Annotated in this window: 15 protein-coding genes; 12 read left to right on the top strand and 3 right to left on the bottom strand. The window is 37.3% G+C overall.

The window, feature by feature from the left end; all coding sequences use genetic code 11:
• Positions 1 to 43 precede the first annotated feature (43 nt).
• Positions 44 to 724: a hypothetical protein gene (locus DEU39_RS16365; protein ID WP_228436812.1), complete on the top strand. Its 681-nt coding sequence runs from the start codon at positions 44 to 46 to the stop codon at positions 722 to 724.
• Positions 725 to 1,055: 331 nt separating this feature from the next.
• Positions 1,056 to 2,054: a phosphatidylinositol-specific phospholipase C gene (locus tag DEU39_RS16360; RefSeq protein WP_120232668.1), complete on the top strand. Its 999-nt coding sequence runs from the start codon at positions 1,056 to 1,058 to the stop codon at positions 2,052 to 2,054.
• A gap of 221 nt (positions 2,055 to 2,275) precedes the next feature.
• Here the strand turns inward: DEU39_RS16360 and DEU39_RS16355 are convergent, their stop codons facing one another.
• The 3 genes from DEU39_RS16355 to DEU39_RS16345 all read right to left on the bottom strand — a co-directional run bounded on the left by DEU39_RS16355 (position 2,276) and on the right by DEU39_RS16345 (position 8,648).
• Positions 2,276 to 4,102 (bottom strand): alkaline phosphatase, encoded by a 1,827-nt coding sequence (locus tag DEU39_RS16355; protein ID WP_120232667.1) that lies wholly within the window; start codon positions 4,100 to 4,102, stop codon positions 2,276 to 2,278.
• A gap of 123 nt (positions 4,103 to 4,225) precedes the next feature.
• Positions 4,226 to 5,734: a RagB/SusD family nutrient uptake outer membrane protein gene (locus DEU39_RS16350; RefSeq protein WP_062675684.1), complete on the bottom strand. Its 1,509-nt coding sequence runs from the start codon at positions 5,732 to 5,734 to the stop codon at positions 4,226 to 4,228.
• A 25-nt stretch (positions 5,735 to 5,759) separates the two neighbouring features.
• Complete coding sequence (locus DEU39_RS16345) at positions 5,760 to 8,648, bottom strand: SusC/RagA family TonB-linked outer membrane protein (protein WP_120232666.1); 2,889 nt, start codon at positions 8,646 to 8,648, stop codon at positions 5,760 to 5,762.
• Between the two features lie 396 nt (positions 8,649 to 9,044).
• On the opposite strand from DEU39_RS16345, the gene DEU39_RS16340 reads away from it, so the two are divergent.
• The 10 genes from DEU39_RS16340 to DEU39_RS16295 all read left to right on the top strand — a co-directional run bounded on the left by DEU39_RS16340 (position 9,045) and on the right by DEU39_RS16295 (position 24,481).
• Positions 9,045 to 9,839 carry an SDR family oxidoreductase gene (locus DEU39_RS16340; RefSeq protein WP_120232665.1) on the top strand — a complete coding sequence of 265 codons (795 nt, stop codon included), beginning with the start codon at positions 9,045 to 9,047 and terminating at the stop codon, positions 9,837 to 9,839.
• A gap of 122 nt (positions 9,840 to 9,961) precedes the next feature.
• The gene (locus tag DEU39_RS16335; RefSeq protein WP_120232918.1) at positions 9,962 to 11,566 is read left to right on the top strand and encodes an autotransporter assembly complex protein TamA; all 1,605 of its coding nucleotides are present in this window, start codon (positions 9,962 to 9,964) and stop codon (positions 11,564 to 11,566) included.
• Between the two features lie 302 nt (positions 11,567 to 11,868).
• On the top strand, positions 11,869 to 15,009 hold the full coding sequence (locus tag DEU39_RS16330; RefSeq protein ID WP_120232664.1) for a SusC/RagA family TonB-linked outer membrane protein: 3,141 nt from the start codon (positions 11,869 to 11,871) through the stop codon (positions 15,007 to 15,009).
• 20 nt (positions 15,010 to 15,029) lie between these two features.
• Positions 15,030 to 16,550, top strand: coding sequence for a SusD/RagB family nutrient-binding outer membrane lipoprotein (locus DEU39_RS16325; protein ID WP_228436810.1), 1,521 nt, complete (start codon positions 15,030 to 15,032; stop codon positions 16,548 to 16,550).
• A gap of 82 nt (positions 16,551 to 16,632) precedes the next feature.
• Positions 16,633 to 18,978 carry a phosphocholine-specific phospholipase C gene (locus DEU39_RS16320; RefSeq protein ID WP_120232663.1) on the top strand — a complete coding sequence of 782 codons (2,346 nt, stop codon included), beginning with the start codon at positions 16,633 to 16,635 and terminating at the stop codon, positions 18,976 to 18,978.
• Between the two features lie 172 nt (positions 18,979 to 19,150).
• Positions 19,151 to 19,729, top strand: coding sequence for a hypothetical protein (locus DEU39_RS16315; protein ID WP_062675679.1), 579 nt, complete (start codon positions 19,151 to 19,153; stop codon positions 19,727 to 19,729).
• A 104-nt stretch (positions 19,730 to 19,833) separates the two neighbouring features.
• A complete protein-coding gene (locus DEU39_RS16310) occupies positions 19,834 to 20,634 on the top strand; it encodes a WxL protein host-binding domain-containing protein (protein ID WP_120232662.1) in 801 nt (266 codons plus the stop codon).
• Positions 20,627 to 23,380: a hypothetical protein gene (locus tag DEU39_RS16305; RefSeq protein ID WP_120232661.1), complete on the top strand. Its 2,754-nt coding sequence runs from the start codon at positions 20,627 to 20,629 to the stop codon at positions 23,378 to 23,380. The genes DEU39_RS16310 and DEU39_RS16305 overlap by 8 nt, the downstream gene beginning before the upstream one ends.
• Complete coding sequence (locus tag DEU39_RS16300) at positions 23,377 to 23,910, top strand: hypothetical protein (protein ID WP_120232660.1); 534 nt, start codon at positions 23,377 to 23,379, stop codon at positions 23,908 to 23,910. The genes DEU39_RS16305 and DEU39_RS16300 overlap by 4 nt, the downstream gene beginning before the upstream one ends.
• A 7-nt stretch (positions 23,911 to 23,917) precedes the next feature.
• A complete protein-coding gene (locus tag DEU39_RS16295) occupies positions 23,918 to 24,481 on the top strand; it encodes a hypothetical protein (protein ID WP_147367600.1) in 564 nt (187 codons plus the stop codon).
• Positions 24,482 to 25,256: the final 775 nt, after the last annotated feature.

Here is a 25,256-nt window from a genome sequence, read left to right as displayed (position 1 = left end):
ATTTTTATTTCGGATTACCACATTTTTAATAATACTGATAATCATGAAATCTGTCATTCACTTTTTGATATTCTTATCTGTGACGAGCTTATCTGCTCAGAAGCTGAAAAATTTTTCGGTTCCGAAAGGTTATACTCAGATTGCAGAAGCCAAAGGCGATCTTGACAAAGATGGAAAAGATGAAACTATCCTGGTATTTAATACGAATATAAAAGCATCATACAAGCAGAACCCGGAAGGTATAAGTGACTATAAAAGGGTTTTCTATATTCTGAAAAAGGAAAACAGTAGTCTGAAAGTATGGAAAGAAAATTCTGACATCATTTTTTCAAGCGGATTCGGATTTTATCCTTCCGATAATACTCTTACAATCAATATAAAAAATAACTGTCTTGTTATTGAACAACTGTTTTTTACCAATTCAAGGCATACACAGCAATATAAACATACCTTCAGATTTCAGAACGGAGATTTTTATCTGATAGGTTTATACGATCATTTTGAAGATACCTGTGATTTCAGTTTCACCAATGAAATTAATTTTTCTACAGGCCAAGTAATTGTTGACAGAGAATATTCCTCCTGTGATGATGATACCAAACTACCCGAAAACTTACATAAAGAATTTACTCATAAATTCCCGGCTCTTATTAAAATGAATGATTTCTTTATCGGAGACCACAAGTTCAAAATTCCCGGGTTGAAGGAGGATTTTGCGTTTTAATAGAGACTTCTATCTGGAAAAGCTATATCTTTTGAAAACGCAAAGAAAACAATTCTATAGTTCTATTTAAAGAAAGCAAAGAAGGCGACAATGTCGCTGATGAAGCTTAATTGTTATGCATCCGCTTAGAAAGAGTCAATTTATTGATTTCATCTTTGCTTCCTCTCTATATCCGGAACCAAAATAAGCTTTGCGTTAATAAAAATCGTCGTTTTTCTTCTTTCTTCCAGCTCCCTTACTTTATACCAACTTAATTATCTCTTAAAGTTAAATTAACTCCTAGTGCTTTGATATATTCTTATTTTTAAGCTACTTTAAAAATAAAAAAACTATGTTCAAACAAAGCATGAAACGTATGACAGCTATCACTCTTGGAGTGGTTACTGCATCTGTCTTTTTTTCCTGTTCCAATGACAGCCTTATGGAAAGAGACTCTAATGAAAACAGCTTAGCTTCTTTAGCAAAAGTTAGCAGTAGAGCTTCTTTAGCACCTATCGAGATGAACAGCTGGATGTCTGGTCTTCAGGATAATATTTCCATTTCAAAAATCTCGATTCCCGGAACCCATGATTCCGGAGCACGTGTAGATGCCCCTGTTGTATCAGGTACGGCTAAAACTCAGGACCTCAGCATCGCAGAACAACTGAACGCCGGAGTCCGTTTTCTGGATATACGTTGCAGACATATTGACAATGCTTTCACCATTCATCACGGAGCGATTTACCAAAATCTGAATTTTGATGATGTACTTAATGCGTGCTATGCGTTCCTTAACAGCCATCCTTCAGAAACAATCATCATGTCTGTAAAAGAAGAATATGATGCTTCCAATACCACCAGAAGTTTTGAACAGACTTTTGATTCTTATGTACAGAAAAATCCTTCGAAATGGGATCTTGGAGCAAACATTCCTACGCTTGGTGCTGTAAGAGGAAAGATCAAATTACTAAGAAGATTCTCTTCAGGAACAACTAAGGGAATCAACGCTTCACCATGGGCTGATAATACAACTTTTGACATTAACAATTCCGGGGTACAGTTAAAAGTGCAGGATTATTACAAAGTAACTAATAACGACGATAAGTGGAATGGAATTTCCAGCCTGCTTAATGAAGCTAAAAATGATACGAATGGTAAACTTTTCGTGAATTTTACCAGCGGTTATAAACCAGGAATTTTTGGTATCCCAAGTATTCCTACCGTATCCAACAATATCAATCCAAGGCTTAAAACATTCTTCCAATCCAATACTCACGGATCTTTCGGAATAATGCCGATTGATTTTGTGAATGCTGAACTTTCCCAATTGATCGTTAACACCAATTTCTAAATTATTATTTGTTAGATTTATTCAAAGGCTGTCTTTCTTTTTGAGGCAGCCTTTTTGCGTTTTGTTCTGCTTTTATCTCTCGCAGATTTTGCAGATAACGCAGATTAACTCAACCATCTGCTTAATCTGTAGAATCTGCGAGAATTCTAAATTAATTCATAAAAAAAGACTGTTCCAACAATGAAACAATCTCTCTTTGTAAAAGTAAAAGTGTAAAAAAGCTATTTCTTAATTCCGTAAGCAGCCAGTATTTTGTTGAAGATCTCAGTGTTTTCGAACAATCCTGTGAATTCTTTTGAATTCGGTCCGTACGCAAAAACACTTGACGGAATGGAAGTATGATCATTCGTACTGAAGTTCCCGAATACCCAACCCTCTTTCAGACTGCCATCTAAAAGTGTTAAACCTCCGGTTTCATGGTCCCCCACTACAATCACTAAGGTTTCTTTATTTTCGTCAGCAAATTTCATAGCCTTCCCTACCACATGATCAAAATCCAGTAATTCTGTAACCATCTGTTCTATATTATTGCTATGACCTCCGCCATCCGTTTGGGAAGCTTCAATCATCATAAAGAATCCCTGTTTATTATTATTTAAATCATTTAAAGTAAGATCAAAAGCTTCGGCAAGCCAGTTTCCTCTTCCATTAGTGATCCTTTGTGAAGCCAGAGGATCAATAACCAATGTACGATTATTAATTTTCATTACTGATTTCAAATCCTGATACAAATCTATTTTTGCTTCCTTAAATTTCTGAAGATTATCCTGGGACAATCCGCTTGTGGGACCTCCAATTAATATTTTTGTTTTTGAAGCCGCAAAATCTTTTAAAATAGATTCCGAACTGTTTCTGTTATCCGAATGGGCGTAAAAATCAGCAGGCGTAGCATCTGTAACATCTCCTGTGGAAATTAAACCGGAAGTCATTCCTTTTTCAGCAATTATATCAGGGATCTGTGCCAGTGCTTTTCCCATATTGTCAACTCCGACAAAAGTGTTTTTGGTTTTAACTCCTGTTGCGAACGCTGTAGAACCCGGTGCTGAATCTGTAATGTAGGCATTGGATGAATTGGTCTTGGAAAGCCCTGTGGATTTCATGTTGAAAACATTCAGTTTTCCTTTGTTCGCTGTAAAGGCAGCATAATATTGCGGTAAAGAAGTTCCGTCCGGAATAAGAAGGATGACATTCTTTACTTTTTTCTCCACACCATCTGACTGATACGTTGGAGTATAAGTGGCATATTCCTTTGTATTCTTATAAAAGTTTTTCGGAATCGTGTTCATGAATTTTTTGAGATCCGGAATATGATCGGTATTGATATAATCTACGCCTAAATCCATCAGATTTACCCAGGCATTCGGAAAATCCGGAGCTCCATAAAAACGAATAGGTTTCTGCTGGTCATGGGCTTTGCCTACTGCAGTTTTGATTTTTTGCGTTTCTTCATCCCTTGGAATTCCTTTTCCGTTCCATTTTACCAATCCCGGAAGATCTGCACTGAACATCCCGATTCTTTTCAGCTGATCTGCAGAATAATTTTGGTCAAGGTCTCCATCAAAGTAAAGATAGTTGGGATAGTTCTTAAAATCTGCAGGCTGAGGTCTTCCTCCGGTAATGACAATTTTAATTCCGGAATTTCTGGTAATCTCCGGATATTTTTCCAGCGTACTCACCAAAGCTGCCAGTGAAGTTTTATAATCCTGTTTTATATCAATCAGCAATTGAAGTTTCTTACCAGCATCAGGATAAATACTTCCTTTGTTCAGTTTAATCTGCTTAGAAATATTATCGAGATAAAGATTTTCCAATGTTCTGTCTGCAGAAAGTTCCTTTTCGGTATGCGCTACCCAAAGCTTTCCTTTTACCAGAAAAACATCTGCCTCAATGGAACCGAAGTTGGCATAATAAGCCTGCCAGAATGGGATCTCCTGCATGTAATCATTATGTGAATGTGCATTCCCTACATTATAATTCAAATAATTTTGTGCCTGATTTTCAGAAAAAACAGCAAGGGCTAATACAGCCCATATTTTTGATAATTTCATTCGTATATCGTTATTATTTTATAGGTCAAATGAAACAACCTATCTCCATACCTTTGAAAAAACTATATCACCACAGAAGGTTCTGTAATGATATAGTGACTTATATATAAAAAGATTAAAATTTTACCAGCCCTCATTTTGTTTAATGATCCCGTGACTGTTTACGATTTCAGCCTGTGGAACTGCCCAAACATTATGTACAGCCGGATTAAAGTTTCTTGCGGCCCACACTACCTGTCCATTGATACCGTGCAGAGGCTTCGCATACGCTGCCTGCGCATCTCCCCAACGTACAAGATCTCTGTGTCTGTCTGCCCATTCACCCGCCAGTTCGCAACGTCTTTCATGTTTAAGATCAGCCAATGTACATCCGTTTTTCACAGGTAATCCTGCACGTACTCGGATCATATTGATCTCCTGATCTGCAGATTTTCCCTGCATCAGTAAAGCTTCTGCTTTGATCAGGATCACCTCAGCGTAACGCATGATCGGAACGGCAAGGTCTGTACACGGATAATCTCCGTTGGCACTCACGTGACCATTTTTCAGCTCATACTTGAAGGCATCCATATATTTATTAAACTGGTATCCGGTAAGGGAATTCGTAGAAGCGTATATTCTTTCTTTTCCGTTGAAGGTAAATTTATCTCCAATTTTCAGAATGGTCGCACTTCTTCTAAGGTCTCCCGTTTCGTATTCATCAAACAACTCTTTTGTTGGCTGAAAATATCCCCATCCGTTATATTCTCCCCATCCTTTGTTTTCAAGCATTACTCCCGGAAGAATACTTCCCCAGGCAGTAAACTTTGTAGTTCCCGGAACCGACCAGATGTATTCTGAACTGTAGTTATTTTCAGCTTTGAAAACATCAGCAAAATTACCTAATAAGGCTCTGTTTCCTTTGGTCATTACTTCATTAGCCCAGAATTCTGCATTCTTCCAGTCTTTCATAAACAGATATACTTTTGCTAACAATGCCCAAGCTGCGGCTTTATGAGGTCTTCCGTAATCCTTTGCTGGAAGTTCTGCCTGTGTAGGTAATAATTCAGCAGCTCTTTTCAGGTCGTTGACAATGTACGTGTAATTTTCCATTACGTTGGCTGCTCTTGGAATCGGGTTGGGATCCGGATCTTTCGAACGGTCGATGATAGGAACACCTGCTTTTTCATTTCCATAAGAATAGGCAAGCTCAAAATACATTCTGCTGCTCATGAAGAGTGCTTCTCCAAGATATTTATTCTTGGTGGCCTGCGAAGTCTGAATATTATCAACATTACGGATCACGCGATTAGCCACTCCAATTACGTTATATCTTTTGTTCCATTGGGTTTCAAGATCACCTGCTGCGATATAATTGCTGCTGAAGTTTTTAGCATTATCTGCCTCACTTTTTGCTCTTCCGGTTACCATATCATCACTGGCATTGATAAACCAGAACAAACCTCTTCCGTAAAATTCACCATCGAATAAAGGCTTGTACATAGCGTTTGCCCCGGTAATAAGATCGTTTTCTGTCTTCCAGAAACTTGCTTCAGTAGGTGTTCCTTCAGGTTGAATATCCAGTTCTCCCGTGCATGACAGAAGCATCACTGATATTCCTGATACTAACAATATTTTATTGAAAAATTTCATTTTTTTACTTTTTGCTGGTTAAAAATTATAATCCGACCTCTATTCCAAAGATGAATGAGCGTGCCTGAGGATATCTTCCGGTATCAACTCCGTAAGAGTTCATCCCTACTTCAGGATCGAATCCTGTATATTTCGTTATGGTAAACAGGTTGTTGGAGGTCATATAAATTCTGACTTTGTTTACATCCAGTTTTCTGTACAATTCTTTTGGTAATGAATACCCGATGGTAAGGTTCTTCAGTCTTAAATAAGATCCATCCTCCACATAAAAATCTGATACTTTGGAATAATTACCGCTTGGGTCACCGTGTACCAGTCTCGGGATATCAGTATTGGTATTCTGAGGTGTCCATGCATTCAGGATATCTCTGTCCATATTATAATTCTGCCCCGTTCCGCCCGGATTCAAAGAAATAAACTTCATTCCGTTGAAAATTTTGTTTCCGTAAACGCCCTGGAAGAATAAATTCAGATCAAAGTTTTTCCAGGTCATGTTGTACGAAAAGCCATAAGAGAACTTAGGATATGGGCTTCCAAGATTGACGAAGTCATTATTATTGAGTACTCCCGTATTTCCTTCTTTCTTCAGGAATTTAATATCTCCCGGCTTGGCATTCGGCTGGATAAGATTTCCGTTGGCATCTTTATAATTGTTGATTTCTTCCTGACTCTGGAAAATTCCTCCTGTCTTATAACCATAGAAAGAATACAGAGGATCACCCACTTTCACACGGGTTGGCTTCAATACGCCTCTTACTCCGTTATCATTGATGAAGATCTCATCCACATTGGCAAGCTGCTTCACCGTATTTTTTAGTTGACTCATCGTAGCTCCTATTGAGAACGTGAAATCGCCGGAAACTACCTTGTTATAATTGATTCCCAATTCGTATCCTTTATCCTGGAATAACCCCGCATTCACATACTGATTATTATACGTTGCCGTACTTGGTAAGCTTACATTAAAAATTTGATCTTTGGAATTTTTCACAAAGTAATCGAACTGTAAAGAAAGGCTGTTGTGAAGGAATGAAGCATCTACCCCAAAGTTGGTCTGCTCAGACTTCCCCCATTTCAGATCCGGATTCGGACGTGTGGTGGCATAATAAGCAATATTCTGAGAAGGATCCTGACCGAAAATTACATTATTATCTCTCGTCATCAAAGGATTTACAGCCTGAGGTGAAATTCCCCCAAGGTTACCCAAAATACCGTAGCTTCCTCTTAATTTCAGACTTGAAAGCCATGAGATATCTTTCATAAAGTTTTCTTTCGAAACCACCCATGCACCGGAAACCGCATAGTAGTTAGCAAATCTGTTTTGTTTCGCTACCAGAGAAGAGCCATCACGTCTTCCCAATAAACTTACAATATACTTTCCGGCATAGTCGTAATTTACTCTCGCCAGATAAGAAACCAAAGACTGTTTGAATCTGTAACTGGAAACATCTTTATTGGTATCCGCAGCGTTCTGAAGGTGCTGGAAAACCTCAGCTTCACTTCTGAAATCATATGATTTTGCCACAAAACCCTCATCAATTGTTTTCTGGAAAGTAAAACCTCCAAGGAAATCGAAATTATGCTGTCCTACTGAGATTTTATACGTTAACAATTGTTCTGCAAGCGCTGTTGAAGAATTATTGGATTGGTATTCCAGATTATTGGTATCAAAAATTTTCCCAATTTCAAGGACTCTGTATGTAAAGTTCTTTACATCTCCCAGTTTAAAAGTCTGTGAGAAATTGGAACGGAATTTTAAATCTTTCGCCAGTGTAATTTCAGCATAAGGGTTGATTAAAATTTCGTGGGTAGGATTTCTGATACTGATTCTTTTAAGATACGCAACAGGGTTGATCATATCTCCGTAACCACCTGCCACATCAATCGGCAGTCCGGAAAACGCACCACTTGGCGTATATACCGGAACATTGGGCGGATAGTACATAGCCGCTACCAAAGCTCCCGTATATCCACTTTTGGTATCGGCTGTATTGCCGTCAGAGTAATTATAGTACATATTTTCTCCGATCGTCAGCCAGTCTTTTACTTTATGTTCAGAATTAACTCTGAAATTGTATCGTTTTGCCTGAGTATTCAGTAAAATCCCCTCAAGACTTCTGTGATTCATGCCCACAAAATATCTTGATTTATCACTTCCACCGCTCAGATTTACGTTGTATTCCTGAATCGTTCCTGTTCTGAAAATTTCTTTCATCCAGTCTGTTCTGGTAATTCTTCCGTCCGGATATTGATTAGGATTAAAAGCCATCGGTAAGCTTCCCAGTTTCCCGGCATTTTCATAGGCTTTGTACATCACGTCCTGAAATTCTGCTGCATTCAGAGATTCTTTCAGTCTCCACGCTTGGTTTACTCCGTACTTAACATCAAAATCAACGGTAAGATTTCCTTTTTTCCCCTTTTTAGTGGTAATAAGAATAACCCCTCCGGAGGATCTGGCTCCGTAAATGGCTGCAGAAGCATCTTTCAGTACAGAAATATCCTGAATATCGTTGGGATTGATAGACGGTGTTCCGTTGAAAACCACTCCATCCACAACATAAAGGGGAGTTTCACCATTGATTCCTCCCAGACCACGAATATTGACCTTCGGTGCTCCGTTAGGATCACCGCCTTCGTTCACTACAGTAACTCCGAGCGCTTTACCCTGAAGAACCTCTCCTACTCCGGACAAAGATCTGGAAGTAAGCTTATCCAGTGAAGCCTCCGAAACAGCTCCGGAAACTTTACTTTTTTTCTGTGTTCCGTATCCAACCACAACAATCTCGTCGATGGATTTTTCTTTTAAGCTGTCTTTTTTCTGAGCGAGGAACATCGGTGAAGCTGATATTGCACCAATAAGTAATACCCTTCCCGTTAAGTACGTTACGGATACAGGGATTTTAAATACATTCATGATCTCCTTTTTGATTAGGTGCAAAATTAGATCAGCCTGCTCCCACCACTCATTAAGGTTTTCTTATGTTTTTATTAAGAAATTTTAGCTTTTTTCAGATGACAACCACCACAAAACAGAATTAAAAAACTGTATTTCAACAACATAAGCAATTAAAAGTAATCATTCCTCAAATAATCTATGCATAATTGAGATTAACTTTATTTTAATTTTACCATCAATCCGGGCAATTGATCAGGAAATCATTAAAAAATTATTTCAGGAATAATAAATAACTGAGTTCATTTTTCTTTTTTTACATTTGCTGAAAATAGATTTTACTTTTGAACAAAGACTTTAAAAAACGGCCTACTGGTATCAGAAGAAAAATAAAACATTAAAAATCATACGAATTCAATGACCATCATTATAACAGGAACCTCATCAGGAATCGGGTTTGCATTAGCCGAATATTTTGGTAAAAAAGGACATAAAGTATACGGATTAAGCAGAAAGCATACAGAAAGCCAGTACTTCAAATCTATCCCCACTGATGTGACAGACAATACAGCAGTTCAAAATGCTGTAACTGAGGTTTTAAAAACAGAAAGCAAAATTGATGTTTTGATCAACAATGCCGGAATGGGAATGGTAGGCGCCGTGGAAGATTCTACGAAAGAAGATATTCTGAAGCTTTTCAGCCTGAATCTTGCCGGACCTGTGCAGATGATGAGTGCCGTACTCCCGAATATGCGTGAGCACAAATTTGGAAAAATCATCAATGTTTCCAGTATCGGAAGTGAAATGGGGCTGCCTTTCCGTGGATTTTATTCGGCTTCTAAATCGGCTTTGGATAAAGTAACGGAAGCGATGAGATATGAAGTTTATCCATGGAATATTGATGTATGCTCTCTGCATCTGGGAGATATTAAAACCAATATTGCAGACAATAGAGTCATTGCACAGGTCTCCCAGCCTTACAAAAATGTTTTTGACAAAGTATATGCGCTGATGAATTCTCACGTGAATGACGGAACAGATCCTTTGGAAGTCGCAGAATACATTGAAAAACTTTTAGCAAAAAATAAATGGAAAGCTCATTATTATTTTGGTAAATTCGGACAGAAAATCGGAGTTCCTTTGAAATGGATTCTTCCGCAGGGAACTTATGAGAATTTGATGAAGAAGTATAATAAACTGGATAAAAATTAGTTGATTGATAAGGCGCATTGTCATTCTGAACACTGACTGAAAGTCTTCGAACGTAGTTCAGAAATGCAGTGAAGAATCTTTTGTATTTTATAGAGATTCCTGTTCATATTCAGAAGAATAAATTGAAATTACTTTTAAAAATATTTTTTGTACTGTTCTGCGTTTTCACACAAGCGCAGAAGAAGCAGTATTGGCTGATTGATACGGAGACCAAGGTCAGGAAAAAAGTAAAAGATTCTACTTCAGCTGTAAAATTTCTGGATTCATTAGCCCAAAGTAATTATTTCTTCACTCAACTGAAAGACGTAAAAGTAAAAGGTGACAGCACCGAAATTTTCTATGATAAAGGGAAAAACTTCAATGAAACTTATGTAAACCTTACGGATTCTCTGGTTCAGAAATTGAAAATCCAGAAAGATTTTTTCACTAAAAATTTAGACTCCACCAAGAAAAGTATCAACAAAACTTATATTGATGAAGGATATTCTTTCAGCAGAATAAAATCTAAATACAAAGGGCAGAAAAACGGCTATCCAATAGTGGAACTTGACATCAACAAGAATGATAAAAGAACAATCAACGGATTCGTAGTGAAAGGATACGAAAAGGTTCCCAAAAGATTCATCAAAAACCTGGAAAAGGAGTTTAAGGGTAAAAACTATGATGACAAAAACCTTCTAGCCATCAATAAAACCTTCCAGAGTCATCCTTTCCTAACCCTTGAACGGCAGCCACAAACTTTATTTACGAAAGACTCTACCAGTATTTACCTGTTTCTGGAAAAGAAAAAGACCAATACTTTTGATGGGGTCATCGGTTTTGGAAATGACAAAACCTCCAAGTTCACCTTAAACGGGACGATGAATGTGAATTTCAGGAATATGTTCAATGGTTTTGAAACCGTCAATTTATACTGGCAGAGAAACCCGGACAAAGGACAGACTTTTGATCTTAGAGTAGATATTCCATACCTTTTCAAATCAAATGTAGGGATGGATACGAAGGTAAATATCTACCGACAGGATTCTACGTTTGCCAATGTAAAGTTCCTTCCTGCTTTCTATTACCATATCAATAACAGGAATAAAATCGGTCTAAGGGCAACTTTGGAAACCTCTACTATTATTGATACCTTATACGTTCAGGGAAAAGACTACAATAAAAAAGGGATCGGGATATGGTATGAAATGACAGAACCTACTGATATTGACCTTTTCCTGTACAAAACAAGGATCAATGCCGGATATGATTTCTTAACAACTACTTATTCTAAAGATAATATTAAAGCTAATCAAAACCAGTTTTATTTCTTTGGAGAACACAATTACCACATTTCCGGGAATCACTTCCTGAACATCAAAGCGGAAGGTGCGATGATGGATTCTAAAATAGAATTCTCTGCCAATGAATTATACCGTTTCGGAGGATGGAACTCCATGCGGGGATTCAATGAAAACTCCCTCGCTGCTGACTTTTATTATTATGGAAGTCTGGAATACCGGTATCTGATCGGAAACCAGGCCTTCTTTGACGTCTTTGGACAATATGGGCAGCTTAATAATAAATCTTTAAATGTAAAACCCAAGCTCTACAGTGTCGGGCTCGGTTTCAATTTCTTCATTCCTATTGGTCTGATGAGTTTCCAGCTGTCTAATGGTAATGAGTTCGGAAATCCTTTTAAATTTAATGATATTAAAATCCATTGGGGAATTCTGAGTAGGTTTTAGAAAAAAAGAAGGAAGTGGGAAGCGTGATGCCACAAGTTATTGAGGTCACGGTTTCACTATCCCAGTATTTTTAAAAGGTTTTATGTTAATCTTATAACACGATAACAACCTCCAGCACTCCTCTCCAGCCTCCTTCTTTATATTAATATTTATATAATAAAGCAAAAGTCCCTATACAAAGGACATTTTTCATTTTACTTATTTATTAATTCTTATTGTTAAAAAATATTAAATCGTATTTTTATTTTAATACATCATTAAAGTACTGGTAACAGTGCACTGCTAAATTTGCCTTCAAAAAAATGAAGAAAACTCTAGCCACTTTTGCCGTTTTTTTACTTCCTCTTTATTTTTCTGCACAGGAAATCAATATTTCAGGAAATGTAAAATCAGAAAACGGTTCTAGTGTTTCCGGTGTGAACATCACCGACAAAAACACAGGAAAGACTGCTACTACAGATGAAAATGGTAATTTCACTATTTCTGCAAACCCCAAAGATATTCTTGAATTTTTTGCTCCTGATTTTTCTGTTTATACCGTTGAGGTTTCTTCCAAAAAACAGTATTCCGTTGTCTTAAAAAAGCAAAACGAAAAGCAGATTGAAGGCGTTGTTATTACCGCTTTAGGTATTGCCAAAAAGAAAGAAAAAATCGGATATTCTACTCAGGAAGTAGGAACAAAACAGTTTGAAACCATCACTACTCCAAGTATTGGAAATTTATTCTCCGGACAGGTAGCAGGATTGAACGTTTCCAATCCTACTGGAATGCAGCAGGCTCCACAGTTTACGCTGAGAGGAAACTCTAATCTGGTTTTCGTCATTGATGGTGTGATTGTAGAAAAAGAGGTTTTCCAGAATTTAGATCCTAATAATATTGAAAACATCAATGTCCTGAAAGGAGCTACCGCTTCTGCTCTCTATGGTTCAAGAGGTCGTTACGGAGCTGTTTTAATCACCACAAAAAATGCTAAAAAGAAAGGCTTTTCTGTAGAATTCTCCCAAAACACCATGATTACAGCAGGATTTACCAATCTTCCGAAAACCCAGACTGAATATGGTAACGGTTCCCATGGAAAATACGAATTCTGGGACGGAGCCGATGGCGGGGTAAATGACGGAGATATGATCTGGGGACCAAAATTTGTTCCGGGATTACAGATCGCTCAATGGAACAGCCCTATCAGAGATAAAGTAACAGGGCAGGTTGTTCCGTGGTATGGAGCAGTAACAGGAACTCAGTATGATGATAAATCAAGATATGAAAGAGTTCCGATTGACTGGAAATACCATGATAACTTAAGTACGTTCTTAAAACCGGCAGTAATCAACAATAATAACTTCGCGATCAGCTATAGAAGCAATAAAGACGTATACAGATTCTCCGGGAATTTCATGAATTATGATGACAGAGTTCCCAATTCTTATCTTCAGAAATATGGAATCAACTTCTCTTCTGAAAACCATCTAGGAGATAAATTAACCTTCGATACAAAATTCAACTTCAACCAGGCTTTTACTCCTAATATCCCCAATTATGATTATAATCCAAGCGGACACATGTACACCATCCTGATCTGGATGGGAGGAGATGTAGATGGAAAAGCATTGAAAAATCATATGTGGATCCCAGGAAAGGAAGGAAGAGCACAAGCCAACTGGAACTATGCCTGGTATAACAACCCATGGTTCGGAGCCGAGTATTACAAGAATCAGAACAGAACCAATATTATTAATGCTCAGACAGGTCTAGAGTATAAAGCGACAAAGGATCTATCGGTAAAAGGGAAAATATCTCTTGTCGAAAACCATAGCAAAACGGAAATTCTGAGCCCTTATTCCTATTTCAATTATGATGCACCACGAAGTGGCGGTTATATTTTGAAGGATAATAAAACATGGAACCTCAATTATGATGTGTTGGCGACTTACAAGAAAAAGATATCTGAAAATTTTGATTTTACAATCAATGCGGGAGGTTCTGCTTTCTATTATAAAAACAACAACAATGAAAGGTCTACGGATGGATTAAAAATTCCTGAAGTGTATACTTTCGAAAACTCTATCGGAGCGCTGAAAAATTACACTTATCTGAAGGAAAAGTTGATTTACAGTGCGTATTCAACGATTGATATCGGGTTGTACAATGCTTTCTTCATCAATGTTTCCGGGCGTAATGACTGGTCTTCTACACTACCTAAGGCCAACAGATCTTACTTCTATCCTTCTGCTTCCATCAGTGCGGTTATTTCCAACCTGGTAAAAATGCCGGAATCTATCAATATGTTGAAACTTTCTGCTTCATGGGCGAAAGTAGCGTATGACTTCCAGCCTTATTCCATCAGAAATTATTATCTGAACAATGGGGGAATCACATTCAATGGAAATCCTACTTATTATTATCCAACCACTCTAAATGTAGAAAATTCTTTGAAACCGGAGCAGACAAAATCTTATGAATTAGGTTTAAGCGCAGGGTTCCTGAATAACAGAATCACTTTAGACGCTACTTATTTCAGAACATTAGATTATAATAATATTCTCCAGTTTCCTGCTGCAGAATCATCCGGTTTCACTTCTCAATATGTAAACGGAAATGAATATACAACCAAAGGATTTGAAGTTTCCCTTGGTTTAGTTCCGGTAAAAACTTCTGATTTCAGCTGGAAAACATTAATCAACTGGAGTACTTATGAACAAAAGCTGACTTCCATTTATGATAATATGCCGAACTACAAAAATATTAAGCTAGGCGAAAGAATGGATAGCTATTACGACTATACATGGCAAAAGTCTCCGGATGGAAAAGTAATTCTTGATGCGAATACAGGAATGCCGACAAGAGCTAATAACCCAAGTAATCTGGGACATTTCAATCCTGACTGGACTTTCGGTTTCAACAACACATTCAAATATAAAAAATTCACTTTAAACATCGGAATTGACGGAAGCATCGGAGGTGTGATGAGATCCCAGGTTGTGGAAAAAATGTGGTGGGGAGGAAAACACCCTAATTCTGTAGCGTACAGAGATCTTGAATATGCAAATCCGGGAACGTATTATTTTGTACCTGATGGGGTTAACTACAATCCGGCAACCGGAACCTATACTCCACACACAAAAGCTATCAGCTACCAGGACTGGGCGCAAAATTATCCCTACCGTGCAAGAGTAACACAGGACGAAAGCGAAGAGTTTGCTAACGTTTTTGACAGAACTTTCGTCAAGCTTAGATCTGTAGTATTAGAATATGACTTCTCTTCATTACTCAACCCAAGAGGAATGGTGAAAGGTTTCACCGCCAATATTTCTGCTTACAATCTGGCGATGTGGAAAAAATCAAAAAACCTTTATTCTGATCCAGACTTCCAGACAAAAACAGACAATGATATTCAGGATCCATCCAGCAGATGGTTTGGAATCGGATTTAATCTTAAGTTTTAACTAAAAAGTATGTCAAGACAATGAAAAATAATATAAACAAAGTGACAGAGCAAAAAGGTAAAACAGCAAAATGGCTGATGAAATCTTTATTTGCAGCCGGACTTCTGACATTAGCATCATGTGAATCTAACCTTGATACCATCAATGAAAATCCTAATGACCAGGCCAGTATTGATCCCAAAAATCTATTGACTTACGTTGAAAAATATACTTTTCAGGTAAACGGGGACAATATGTATGCCTCCAGAATGATGATTGGTACTGATGGTGAGAATTCATACCAGTATATGAAATGGAATGATACTTCTTTTGAAGTCTATACCAAAGGACTTCTGAACACTGGAAAAATGATGCAGGAAGCTGAAAAAAGAGGAAACAAAAATTATCTGGCCATCGGAAAATTTTTGAGAGCGTATCATTTCTTCAATATCAGTTTAAAAGTTGGAAGTGCTCCTTATTCTGAGGCAGCAAAGGGTGAATCCGGCATTACCCAGCCTAAATATGATACACAGGAAGCTATCATGTCCGGAATTTTATCAGAATTAAAAGAAGCCAATGATCTTATTAATACCACCGATAAAATTGAAGGTGATATTGTCTACAACGGAGATGCTTTAAAGTGGAAAAAACTGATTAATTCATTCCGTCTGAAAATTCTGATCACTTTATCTAAAAAAACGACAGTAGGAAGTTATAATATCGCTGCAGAATTTGCTTCTATTGCAGGAAGCCAGTCTCTCATGACCTCTATTGCAGATAACGGTGAACTTAAGTTTGCTGATGCAGCAGACAGCAGATACACGATGTTTAACAACAGTGGATATGGTTCAAGTTTGTACATGGCTGATTATTTTATTAATATGTTCAAAGACAGGCATGATCCACGTTTGTTCACGTTTGCAGCACAGACTACAGGAGCAAAAGAAGCAGGAAAAGCCATCACAGACTATACAGGATATAACGGCGGAAATCCTACTTCTCCGTATTCTGATAATGCAGCACTGATCACGGCAAAAAACATTTCCAAAGTAAACGATCGTTTTTATAAAGACCCTACCAATGAACCTGCTTCTGTATTAAGTTATTCAGAACTTGAGTTTATTCTGGCTGAAGCTACAGCAAGAGGCTGGATTTCCGGGTCGGCAAAAACACATTATGATAATGCGATCAAAGCAAGTTTCAATTTTTATCAGACCTATGTAAAAAATCCGGGACAATATTTCTCAGGCTTTGATGTCAACCAATATCTTACAACTCCTTTGGTAGTATATAATGATGCTGATCCACTACAAACACAACTGGAAAAGATCATGACTCAAAAATACATGACGATGTTCCATCAGGCACAGTGGACTTCTTACTTTGATTATTTAAGAACAGGCTTTCCAAATTATCCTTTAAAAGCAGGAGTCGCAGCTCCTTTCAGGTTCAGATATCCGCAATCTGAATATAATTACAACAGCAATAATTTAAAAGCTGCTTTAACGGCTCAGTATGGAGGAAATGATAATATCAGCTCCAAACCTTGGTGGTTACAATAAAAATCTGATTAATTTTATATAAAACAAAGAAACCGCAGGAAAATCCTATTAACTTGCGGTTTCTTTCTTATTACGATTGAACATGAACAGAAGAGAATTTTTAGAGAAATCAAGTCTTTTATTAGCAGGATTAGGAACCTCAAATGTTTTACATCCTTCCATTTTAAAAGCTTTAGCCATTGATCCGGCTGCCCAGTCTACATTTTATGATGCAGAGCATGTTGTCATCCTGATGCAGGAAAACCGTTCATTTGACCATGCTTTTGGTGCTCTCAAAGGAGTAAGAGGTTTTTTGGATAAAAGAGCTTTTATAAAACAGGACGGCCATTCTGTTTTCTTTCAAAAAAGTGACGAAGGAAAATATGCATCTCCTGCCCGTCTGGATTTAAGAAATACAAAATCTACCTGGATGAGCTCACTGCCACACTCATGGGCAGATCAGCAGAAAGCTTTGAACAAAGGTAAATTTGACCAATGGCTTCAGGCGAAAGCTTCAGGAAATAAAGATTATAAAAATATTCCGCTTACGTTAGGATATTACAACCGCGAAGACCTTCCGTTTTATTATCAGCTGGCAGATGCCTTCACCATATTCGATCAGTATTTCTGCTCATCGCTTACCGGAACTACTCCCAACAGGCTGTTTCTTTGGTCCGGAACATTAAGAGAACAGCAAAATGGAAAGGTAAAAGCCAATGTTGTCAATGAAAATATTGATTATGATAAAGCGAGGCAGGCAAAATGGAAAAGTTTCCCGGAAATATTAGAGCAGCAAAATGTTTCGTGGAGAATTTATCAGAATGAAATCAGTCTTCCAAAAGGAATGTCCGGAGAACAGGAAGCCTGGCTGAGTAATTTTACAGATAACCCGATTGAGTGGTTTTCAAAATTCAACGTTAAATTTTCAAAAGGATATTATCAGAATATTCCCAATATCATCACCTATCTGAAGAAGGAGATTGAAAAAAATCCTGATCAGAAAAAAAGACTGGAAGCTATGCTGGCTGAAGTTCAGGAAGATCAGGTGAAATACCACCCTGACAATTATTCCAAACTTTCAAAAGAAGAAAAAAATCTTCATGAAAAAGCCTTTACCACTAATTCCAACGATCCTGATTACTGGAAACTGGAAATTGGAAAGGATGAAAACGGAGAAAGGCTTGTTGTTCCGGAAGGTGATGTATTATTTCAGTTCCGTAAAGATGTGGAAGAGAAAAAGCTTCCGTTGGTTTCATGGCTGGTAGCTCCGGAACATTTTTCTGATCATCCGGGTTCACCATGGTACGGAGCCTGGTATATTTCTGAAGTTCTGAATATTCTGACCAAAGATCCTGAAACCTGGAAGAAAACCATATTTATCATCAATTATGATGAGAATGACGGGTATTTTGATCACGTATTGCCTTTTGCCCCACCAGTGAATCCAAGCCAGCCCGTAGATATGAACGGAAAAGAAGGGGTAGAATATGTGGATAAAACTCAGGAATATATGAGCTCTCCTTCTTTAAAAAGCTATGAAAAAGTAGAAGGAACTGTCGGATTGGGTTACAGAGTCCCTATGATCATCGCTTCTCCCTGGACGAAAGGAGGTTTTGTCAATTCTGAAGTATCGGATCACACGTCTGTCCTGCAGTTTTTGGAAAAATTCATTATGAAGAAATTCAAAAAGGATGTCCGTGTAGAAAATATCAGTGACTGGAGAAGAGCGATATGTGGCGATCTTACTTCCGCTTTCAATTCTTCCAGCGTGAAAGTTCCGAAAATGGATTATCTGAATCAGAAGGATTACGCTAAAACCATCAACGCAGCTAAAAATAAACCTGTCCCTAATTTGAAATGGTATTCTGAAGATGAACTTAAAGATAGCCTGCTTGACATTCAGGAAAGAGGACTGAAACCTTCCAACCCATTGCCTTATCATTTCCATGTAAATCTGGAAGGAGACCATATAAAAATGACTAACCTGAAAGATAATGGGGTTCCGCTTTTGGTATATGACAGAACTCAATTCGACAATAATAATTATCATTTTTCATATGCTTTATATGAAAAGCAAACGCTATCCCATACTGTGCAGCCGGGAGCTTATGATTATGAAGTTTTCGGTCCCAATGGCTTTTTCAGGAAATTTAAGGGAAATAAAACTGTAGAAACAGAGGTGATCTTGACGAATATGACCTCAAAAAATCAGATTGAATTAATTATCAAAAATCACAAAAAGAAAAATTTTTCCATAAGTCTGGAAGATCTTTATACAAGAAGCGAAAGAACAATTTCTGTACAAAAAATGGAAGAAAAAATCATTATTGACCTTGATAAATACAAAGGCTGGTATGATTTGCAGCTAAAATTAAACGATCATCTGTGGCACTTTGCCGGAAGAATAGAAACCGGAAAAGTTTCCGTTTCTGACCCGCATTGGGCTTAAAAACGCCTATATATTCATAAAATACTGCACAAAATTGTGCAGTATTTTTTTTGAGTTATTTCATCTTATAATGCATTACATATGAGAAATAAGCAATTATAAAAAATATGTGGTGTATTTTTTTTAAAACATATTGAATTTTGTTATCTTCACTTTACTAATTAACAGTGTCATGAAAAAACTAAATTTAACTATTGCAGCGTCTTTATTTGCGTTTGCTCTATCCGGGAATCTTAGTGCCCAAGATCTCGCTACAGATAACCATACGGTTACCATTTCTATTCCCGAAGTTGCATTGGTCGATATTGAACCAGCAGCAACCAAAAACATTACTCTTGGATTTACAGCTCCTACTGAAGCCGGAAATCCTATTCTTCCATCTGCGGCCAACACTACGTTGTGGCTTAATTATTCTTCTATTAAATCTGTGGCAGATCCTACCCGTAACGTAAGCGTAAAAATGAACGCTATCATTCCTGGAGTAGATCTTAATGTAACGGCGGCGGCGGCCACCGGAGCAGGAGCAGGCACATTGGGAACTTCCGCAGGACTGCTTACATTAACTGGTACTGACCAGACAATTATTTCTGGTATTGGAAGTGCTTATACAGGAAATGGAGCTAATAACGGTCATAATCTTACCTATGCACTCGCTGCAGGAAGTGGTCCTGGAGGGGTAGCCGCGTATGCAGATTTACAGGCTACAGCTACTGTTGCTGCTACCGTTACTTATACAATATCAGACAATTAGAATTTAATTAAAATTCTATTTTACGTTTCAAAAACAAGAAGAAATTAGTATCCAGTTTCTTCCTGGCTTTGTATTATTCATGATTTAACTTCAAACTTTACACAATGATAAAGCGTATCCTTCTTTTGATCACCCTGATTTTGCAGTTCAGCTTTTTACGTGCCGGTATTGTGATTCTCAACGGACTTACGCATTCTTACAAAATAGAAAACGGAAAGGTTTATAAGGGAAAAGTTGCCATTGAAAACACGGGCAGCAATCCTCAAAGCGTAAAAATATTTTTACAGGATTATACCTACCATGCGGACGGAACGATCAATTATACAGCATTACGTACCAATAAACGAAGTAACGGAGAGTGGCTGAAACTCAACACTAATCTTGTTACCCTTAAAGGTAAAGAAAAGACTGAGATCTTCTATGAAATAACCATTCCCAATCAGGCAATGGATCCGGGAAGCTATTGGAGTGTGATCATTGTAGAACCGGTAGAAGATATAAAACCCAGTGACAGTAAACCAGGAGTCAGCATCACTTCTATTATACGATATGCCATTCAGGTCATTACAGATTTTGAAACAGAAAAAGCAAAACCGGATCTTAAGTTTGAAAGTATCAAGGTGGAAAAACAGGAAGGAAAACAAACGGCAAAGATAGCAATAGCCAATAATGGTAATCTTTACTGTAAACCAACTGCTTCCATAGAAATCTATAACCGAAAAACGGGTGAGAAGGTGGGAACTTATTCAAGTTTAACGATGGGGCTGTTACCCAACACCTCCAAAACATTTTACATTGACATTAGTAAAGTACCACCAGACAAATATAAAGCTGCTATCATAGCTGCCGATGAAGAAGAGAATGCTTTTGCACTCAATGTGGAATTAGAAGTAAAAAATGAGTAGAACTTGGACTTTATTTATTATCATATCATTATTCCCGGTATTTATTTTTTCTCAAGAGCAATCCAATAGATTGATCAGTAAAAAAGATAGTTTAATGCCGGGAATGTCTACTTCTATTCCCTTCACTTTAGAAAACAATTCGGATGAAGCCAAGACCTATGATATTTCAATTACCACATCAAGTTCCTCTATTAATCCTATTTTAGCAAAAGGAGAATTTCAGATTCTTCCTCATGAAACCTCTGTATATCTTGTTCCTTTACGGGTGGGAACAGAAACAGGACAGGGTATTTATTCCGTGATAATGAATGTAACTGATCGCCATAACGGAATATCTTTTACAAAAAATTCAAAAATCATTGTTTCCGGACACAGGAATCTTTTAGTTACCGCTTTAAATACACCTGAATTTGTAAGAGCAGGAGAAACAATTCGCGCCTCTTTTCTTTTAAAAAATAATGGTAATGTAACAGAAAGTATTGTTCTCGAAAGTAAAAATGCTATTGTCGATAATGAAACATCACTGGTACTGGAGCCTAATGAGTCTAAAACAATTACTATTCATAAAGTAACAAATCCTGAACTCGCTCAAAATGAATTTCAAAACCTAAACCTTTCGGTGCACTCAAAGGCTAATCCCAAAGAAAATCAGGATGTCTATGTGAGTACTCAGGTGATATCAGCAAAACCTTCTGAGAAAGATATTTATCACAGGCTTCCTGTTGCTTTCTCATTATCTTTTATTGGCATGCAGAATATGGGAGTGTATAATGATGGTTTTCAGGGAGAAATCTATGGTAAAGGAGCACTTGACAAAGACAATAAGAATCAGATTGAGTTTAGGGCGGTTACTCACAATCCTGTAGAACTCAATACATTTACTCAATATGAAGAATATTTTGTAAATTATAAACGGAACAATCTTTCTATTCATTTAGGTGATAAAACCTACTCTTCATCCTATCTTACAGAATTTGCAAGATATGGCCGCGGGGCAGAAATCCGGTATAACTTTGATAAAGTGAGCTTCGGTGGGTTCTATAACCATCCGAGATTTTTCAGAGATATTAAAGATGAATTCAATTTCTATTCAGCCTTTAAAATCCGAAAAGAGTCCGAAATTTCTGTAGGATACCTTTACAAAACTCCAAGAAAAGAAGAAATCAGATATAGTGAAGTAAGACTTGATTCTAATGCTCATTTACCTTACGCCAAGGGAAAATTTAAGGTTTCAAACAATATAACTTTTTCTGGAGAATTGGCATACAGTACTACACAAAAAACAGATGGAACAGCTTATTTACTACAGGCTGAGGCCGTTTTTAAAAAGTTGAATGGAAATTTAATGTACATGAAAGCAAGTCCTGATTTCGGAGGATATTTTACCAATACAAATACTTTTAATGGTAATATTTCCTACAATCTCACAAAGAAAATAAGTTTCTTTGCCAATTATATGCAGGATGCCAAAAATTTCCAAAGAGATACACTGCTCCTGGCAGCACCCTATAGAAAGTATTTTCAATATGGTATACAGTACAAATATATACCGAGTGGTTTCATTATCCTTAATAATGGATATCAAACCTATAAAGACCGTTTAGAACCTAAACAGTTTGATTATTATGAACGTTACTTTAAAGTAAGTATTAATCAGCAGATTGGGGTATTTCAGGTAAATGTGGATGGACAATTTGGAAAAACAGATAATTATCTAACGGGATTCAGTGGCAATTCAAGCTTTTATTCCGCAAATCTGTCATTTCAAAAGTTCAGAACATCTTTTAACATCTTCGGAAGTTATGCCATCAGCTCAAGATATCAGCTTAAAAATCAGAGAAATATCTATTATGGAGCCAGAATCTTTAGTCGGTTTTCTGATAAGACCAGCTTAAGTATATTTTATCAGAATAATTATATGCCTGAGGAGTATTTTAAAGACAGAAATCTGTTTGAACTTCTATTTCACCAGCAGTTATTTCCCGGAAATGAACTTGATCTTTCCGGAAGATATTCATTGCAAAGAGGAGAAATCGGAGATAAAGATTTTATATTCTCCATGCGTTATACATGGCGTCCCAATATTCCTGTACAGAAAACTGCCGAATATATTTCATTGTCTGGAAATGTTGGTAACCTGGGTATAAAAAAGACTGAAGGCATAAGATTAATGCTTGGAAGTTATCTGTCCATTACGGATAAGGAAGGAAATTATATATTTAAAAACGTTATCCCAGGGAATTATTTTCTTGAAATTGACCGTTCCACTACGGAAATCAATGATATTCCGACTCAAACGTTTCCTGCTGCTCTTTCATTGATCAATAAGGAAAACACTTTTAACTTTGGATTAACCACAGCTGCAAATGTTCAGGGCCACGTTAAATTCTTAGAGACAGGAGAAAAAGATCAACCTGATTTTGACCAGATACAATCTGAAAAAGGAAAAAAGAAAAAAGAAAGTATTATTGTGGAAGCTACCAATAATGATCAGACTTACCGTAAGATCTGTCTCATTGGAGAAAACTTCGACTTTACTTATCTTAGGCCTGGAGACTGGACTATTAAAGTCTATCGTAACGGGCTTGATAAACGATATAAAATTTCATCAGACAAGTTTCTGTTTACTTTAAAGCCTTCGGAAACAAAAAAAATAAGCATCAATGTTGTTAAGCAACAGATAGAGATCAAATATCAAAAGGAATCCTTGAAAGTAGGATATAATGAAATAAAAAAGAAGAGATGATTCTGATCCGTACCCTATTATTAATTGCATTTTGTGTTGTATCCGGGCCAATCTATTCCCAGACCGCAAATACTACTGTTAGTCTTACATTGCCTGTAGTAACTTTAATGGACATTGAGCCTACAGGCAGTATTGTGTTAAATTTTACAGCTCCTACAGAAGCTGGAAATGCTCTTGGAGCACCTACTCCCAATACATCGAAATGGATCAACTATACTTCAGCTATTGCTTCCGGAGGTCTTACCAGAAGGATTACGGCCTCAGTAAATAAAGTTATCGCAGGCGTCAATATAAGAATTCAGGCGGCGGCGGCTTCAGGAGCTGGCGGCGGAACATTGGGAACATCTTCAGGACAAATAATTCTCACCACAACTCCTACTACCATCATTAGTGGTATTGGCGGAGCATATACAGGAAACGGAGCGAATAACGGCCATGCTCTTACCATTTCACTTGCTACTAATACTTATGCCAATTTACAAGCTCAGGCCAATACAGCAATCATCATCACTTATACCATCACAGAATAAAATGAAAATGAAAAGTCACTTTCTCAAAGAACAGTTCTTAAAAAGATATCTTTACATTATTGCTTTAATAATGGGAAGCTATCTTGAAGGGCAAACCATAAGTATTGCCGGAACTAACTGGACTGTGAGTGTACCTACCATTACTGAGGCAGGAAGTAATTATATCGGAACTTATGAGAACCCTGCACAATTAACAATATCAGGTCATTTACCAGGATCTTTTCTTAATCTTCTTTCAGCCTCCGGAGCCAAAATAACCATGCAACTTAACCCGACTTCCTGGAACAGTTCCCTGAAACTGTCCGCAAAAAGAAGTGGAGGAACAGCAATAATCAATGGTCTTTGTGTCCTTTGTACCGCTTCTATCAATGGAGGAAGTGCAAATTTTATAGAAATTCCACAGGCTGGCGCTGTCACATTATCAACAATAACCTTTAGTGGATTATTGGGTGTCAATAATAGTGTAGATTACTCAGCCATTAGTGTTCAGCTCCAAATAGGAGGTGTTTCTGTGACTATTCCTGCAGCATCTTATAGCACACAAATCGTCTTTACGATAGCAGCAAACTAAGTCATCATTGGTAAGCTAGATTACAATCAAAATGTAACCCATAAGAACCGTTTCTTTAGAGAAGCGGTTTTTTATTTCTTTTGACTTAAAATAAGGTGAATTCTGAGGGATTAAATCTCATTTATATATATGAACTAGCTTTCAACCACAATAAGCGATTTACGGTCTTAAAAAGATAGAGTTCCTAATTTCCGAGGTACGAGGTACAGCGATTAGATCTCAGAACTGCAAGTGTAAGAATGCACGTTTATTCCAATTATTTCGTTCCACAGGAATCCAGACTTATTTATTAGAGGTTTAAAGGATGCAAGATGGCAGGATAATGTCCACGATTCTTTAGCAGTTAGTATTGGCATTGTCATGCTGAGCGGAGTCGAAGCATTTTAATAGAGAAAACCTTATTTAGATTTCTTTGGAGTGACAGCCTGGGAAGAATAAATAGTATTGAAGGTAAAGACCCATCGTTGGATAAAGAATAAAAAACAGAGGTCTGCAGGAAGCCTAAAGCTGGAGGAAGAAGAATAGCGGATAGATGAGATGGGCTACTTACTACGAACATCTATTATCCACTGCTCATTACCTATTACTCATTACTTCTGTTTCTGTTTAGATTTGTGTTAGTTAGTTTACGGAGTATGTTGAGTGCTGTTGGTGTTGATGGTGTTGATGGTGTTGATGTAGGTATATAACAAAAAAACCTTTATCGTAAAGATAAAGGTTTTTTAAAAATAAAATAAAAACTGGCGGCGGCCTACTCTCCCGCGTTAGCAGTACC

Origin of the sequence: Chryseobacterium sp. AG363, assembly GCF_003610675.1 — a bacterium.
In the GTDB taxonomy this organism is placed as follows: domain Bacteria; phylum Bacteroidota; class Bacteroidia; order Flavobacteriales; family Weeksellaceae; genus Chryseobacterium; species Chryseobacterium cucumeris.
This window is presented reverse-complemented; position numbering and strand designations above follow the sequence as displayed.

What these genes read in the sequence shown, in the direction of transcription:
- DEU39_RS16320 (WP_120232663.1), top strand. Translation starts at nt 16,633, where the DNA reads ATGAACAGAAGAGAATTTTTAGAGAAATCAAGTCTTTTATTAGCAGGA.
- DEU39_RS16360 (WP_120232668.1), top strand. Translation starts at nt 1,056, where the DNA reads ATGTTCAAACAAAGCATGAAACGTATGACAGCTATCACTCTTGGAGTG.
- DEU39_RS16300 (WP_120232660.1), top strand. Translation starts at nt 23,377, where the DNA reads ATGATTCTGATCCGTACCCTATTATTAATTGCATTTTGTGTTGTATCC.
- DEU39_RS16345 (WP_120232666.1), bottom strand. Translation starts at nt 8,648, where the DNA reads ATGAATGTATTTAAAATCCCTGTATCCGTAACGTACTTAACGGGAAGG.
- DEU39_RS16350 (WP_062675684.1), bottom strand. Translation starts at nt 5,734, where the DNA reads ATGAAATTTTTCAATAAAATATTGTTAGTATCAGGAATATCAGTGATG.
- DEU39_RS16325 (WP_228436810.1), top strand. Translation starts at nt 15,030, where the DNA reads ATGAAAAATAATATAAACAAAGTGACAGAGCAAAAAGGTAAAACAGCA.
- DEU39_RS16295 (WP_147367600.1), top strand. Translation starts at nt 23,918, where the DNA reads ATGAAAAGTCACTTTCTCAAAGAACAGTTCTTAAAAAGATATCTTTAC.
- DEU39_RS16310 (WP_120232662.1), top strand. Translation starts at nt 19,834, where the DNA reads ATGATAAAGCGTATCCTTCTTTTGATCACCCTGATTTTGCAGTTCAGC.
- DEU39_RS16340 (WP_120232665.1), top strand. Translation starts at nt 9,045, where the DNA reads ATGACCATCATTATAACAGGAACCTCATCAGGAATCGGGTTTGCATTA.
- DEU39_RS16355 (WP_120232667.1), bottom strand. Translation starts at nt 4,102, where the DNA reads ATGAAATTATCAAAAATATGGGCTGTATTAGCCCTTGCTGTTTTTTCT.
- DEU39_RS16365 (WP_228436812.1), top strand. Translation starts at nt 44, where the DNA reads ATGAAATCTGTCATTCACTTTTTGATATTCTTATCTGTGACGAGCTTA.
- DEU39_RS16305 (WP_120232661.1), top strand. Translation starts at nt 20,627, where the DNA reads ATGAGTAGAACTTGGACTTTATTTATTATCATATCATTATTCCCGGTA.
- DEU39_RS16315 (WP_062675679.1), top strand. Translation starts at nt 19,151, where the DNA reads ATGAAAAAACTAAATTTAACTATTGCAGCGTCTTTATTTGCGTTTGCT.
- DEU39_RS16330 (WP_120232664.1), top strand. Translation starts at nt 11,869, where the DNA reads ATGAAGAAAACTCTAGCCACTTTTGCCGTTTTTTTACTTCCTCTTTAT.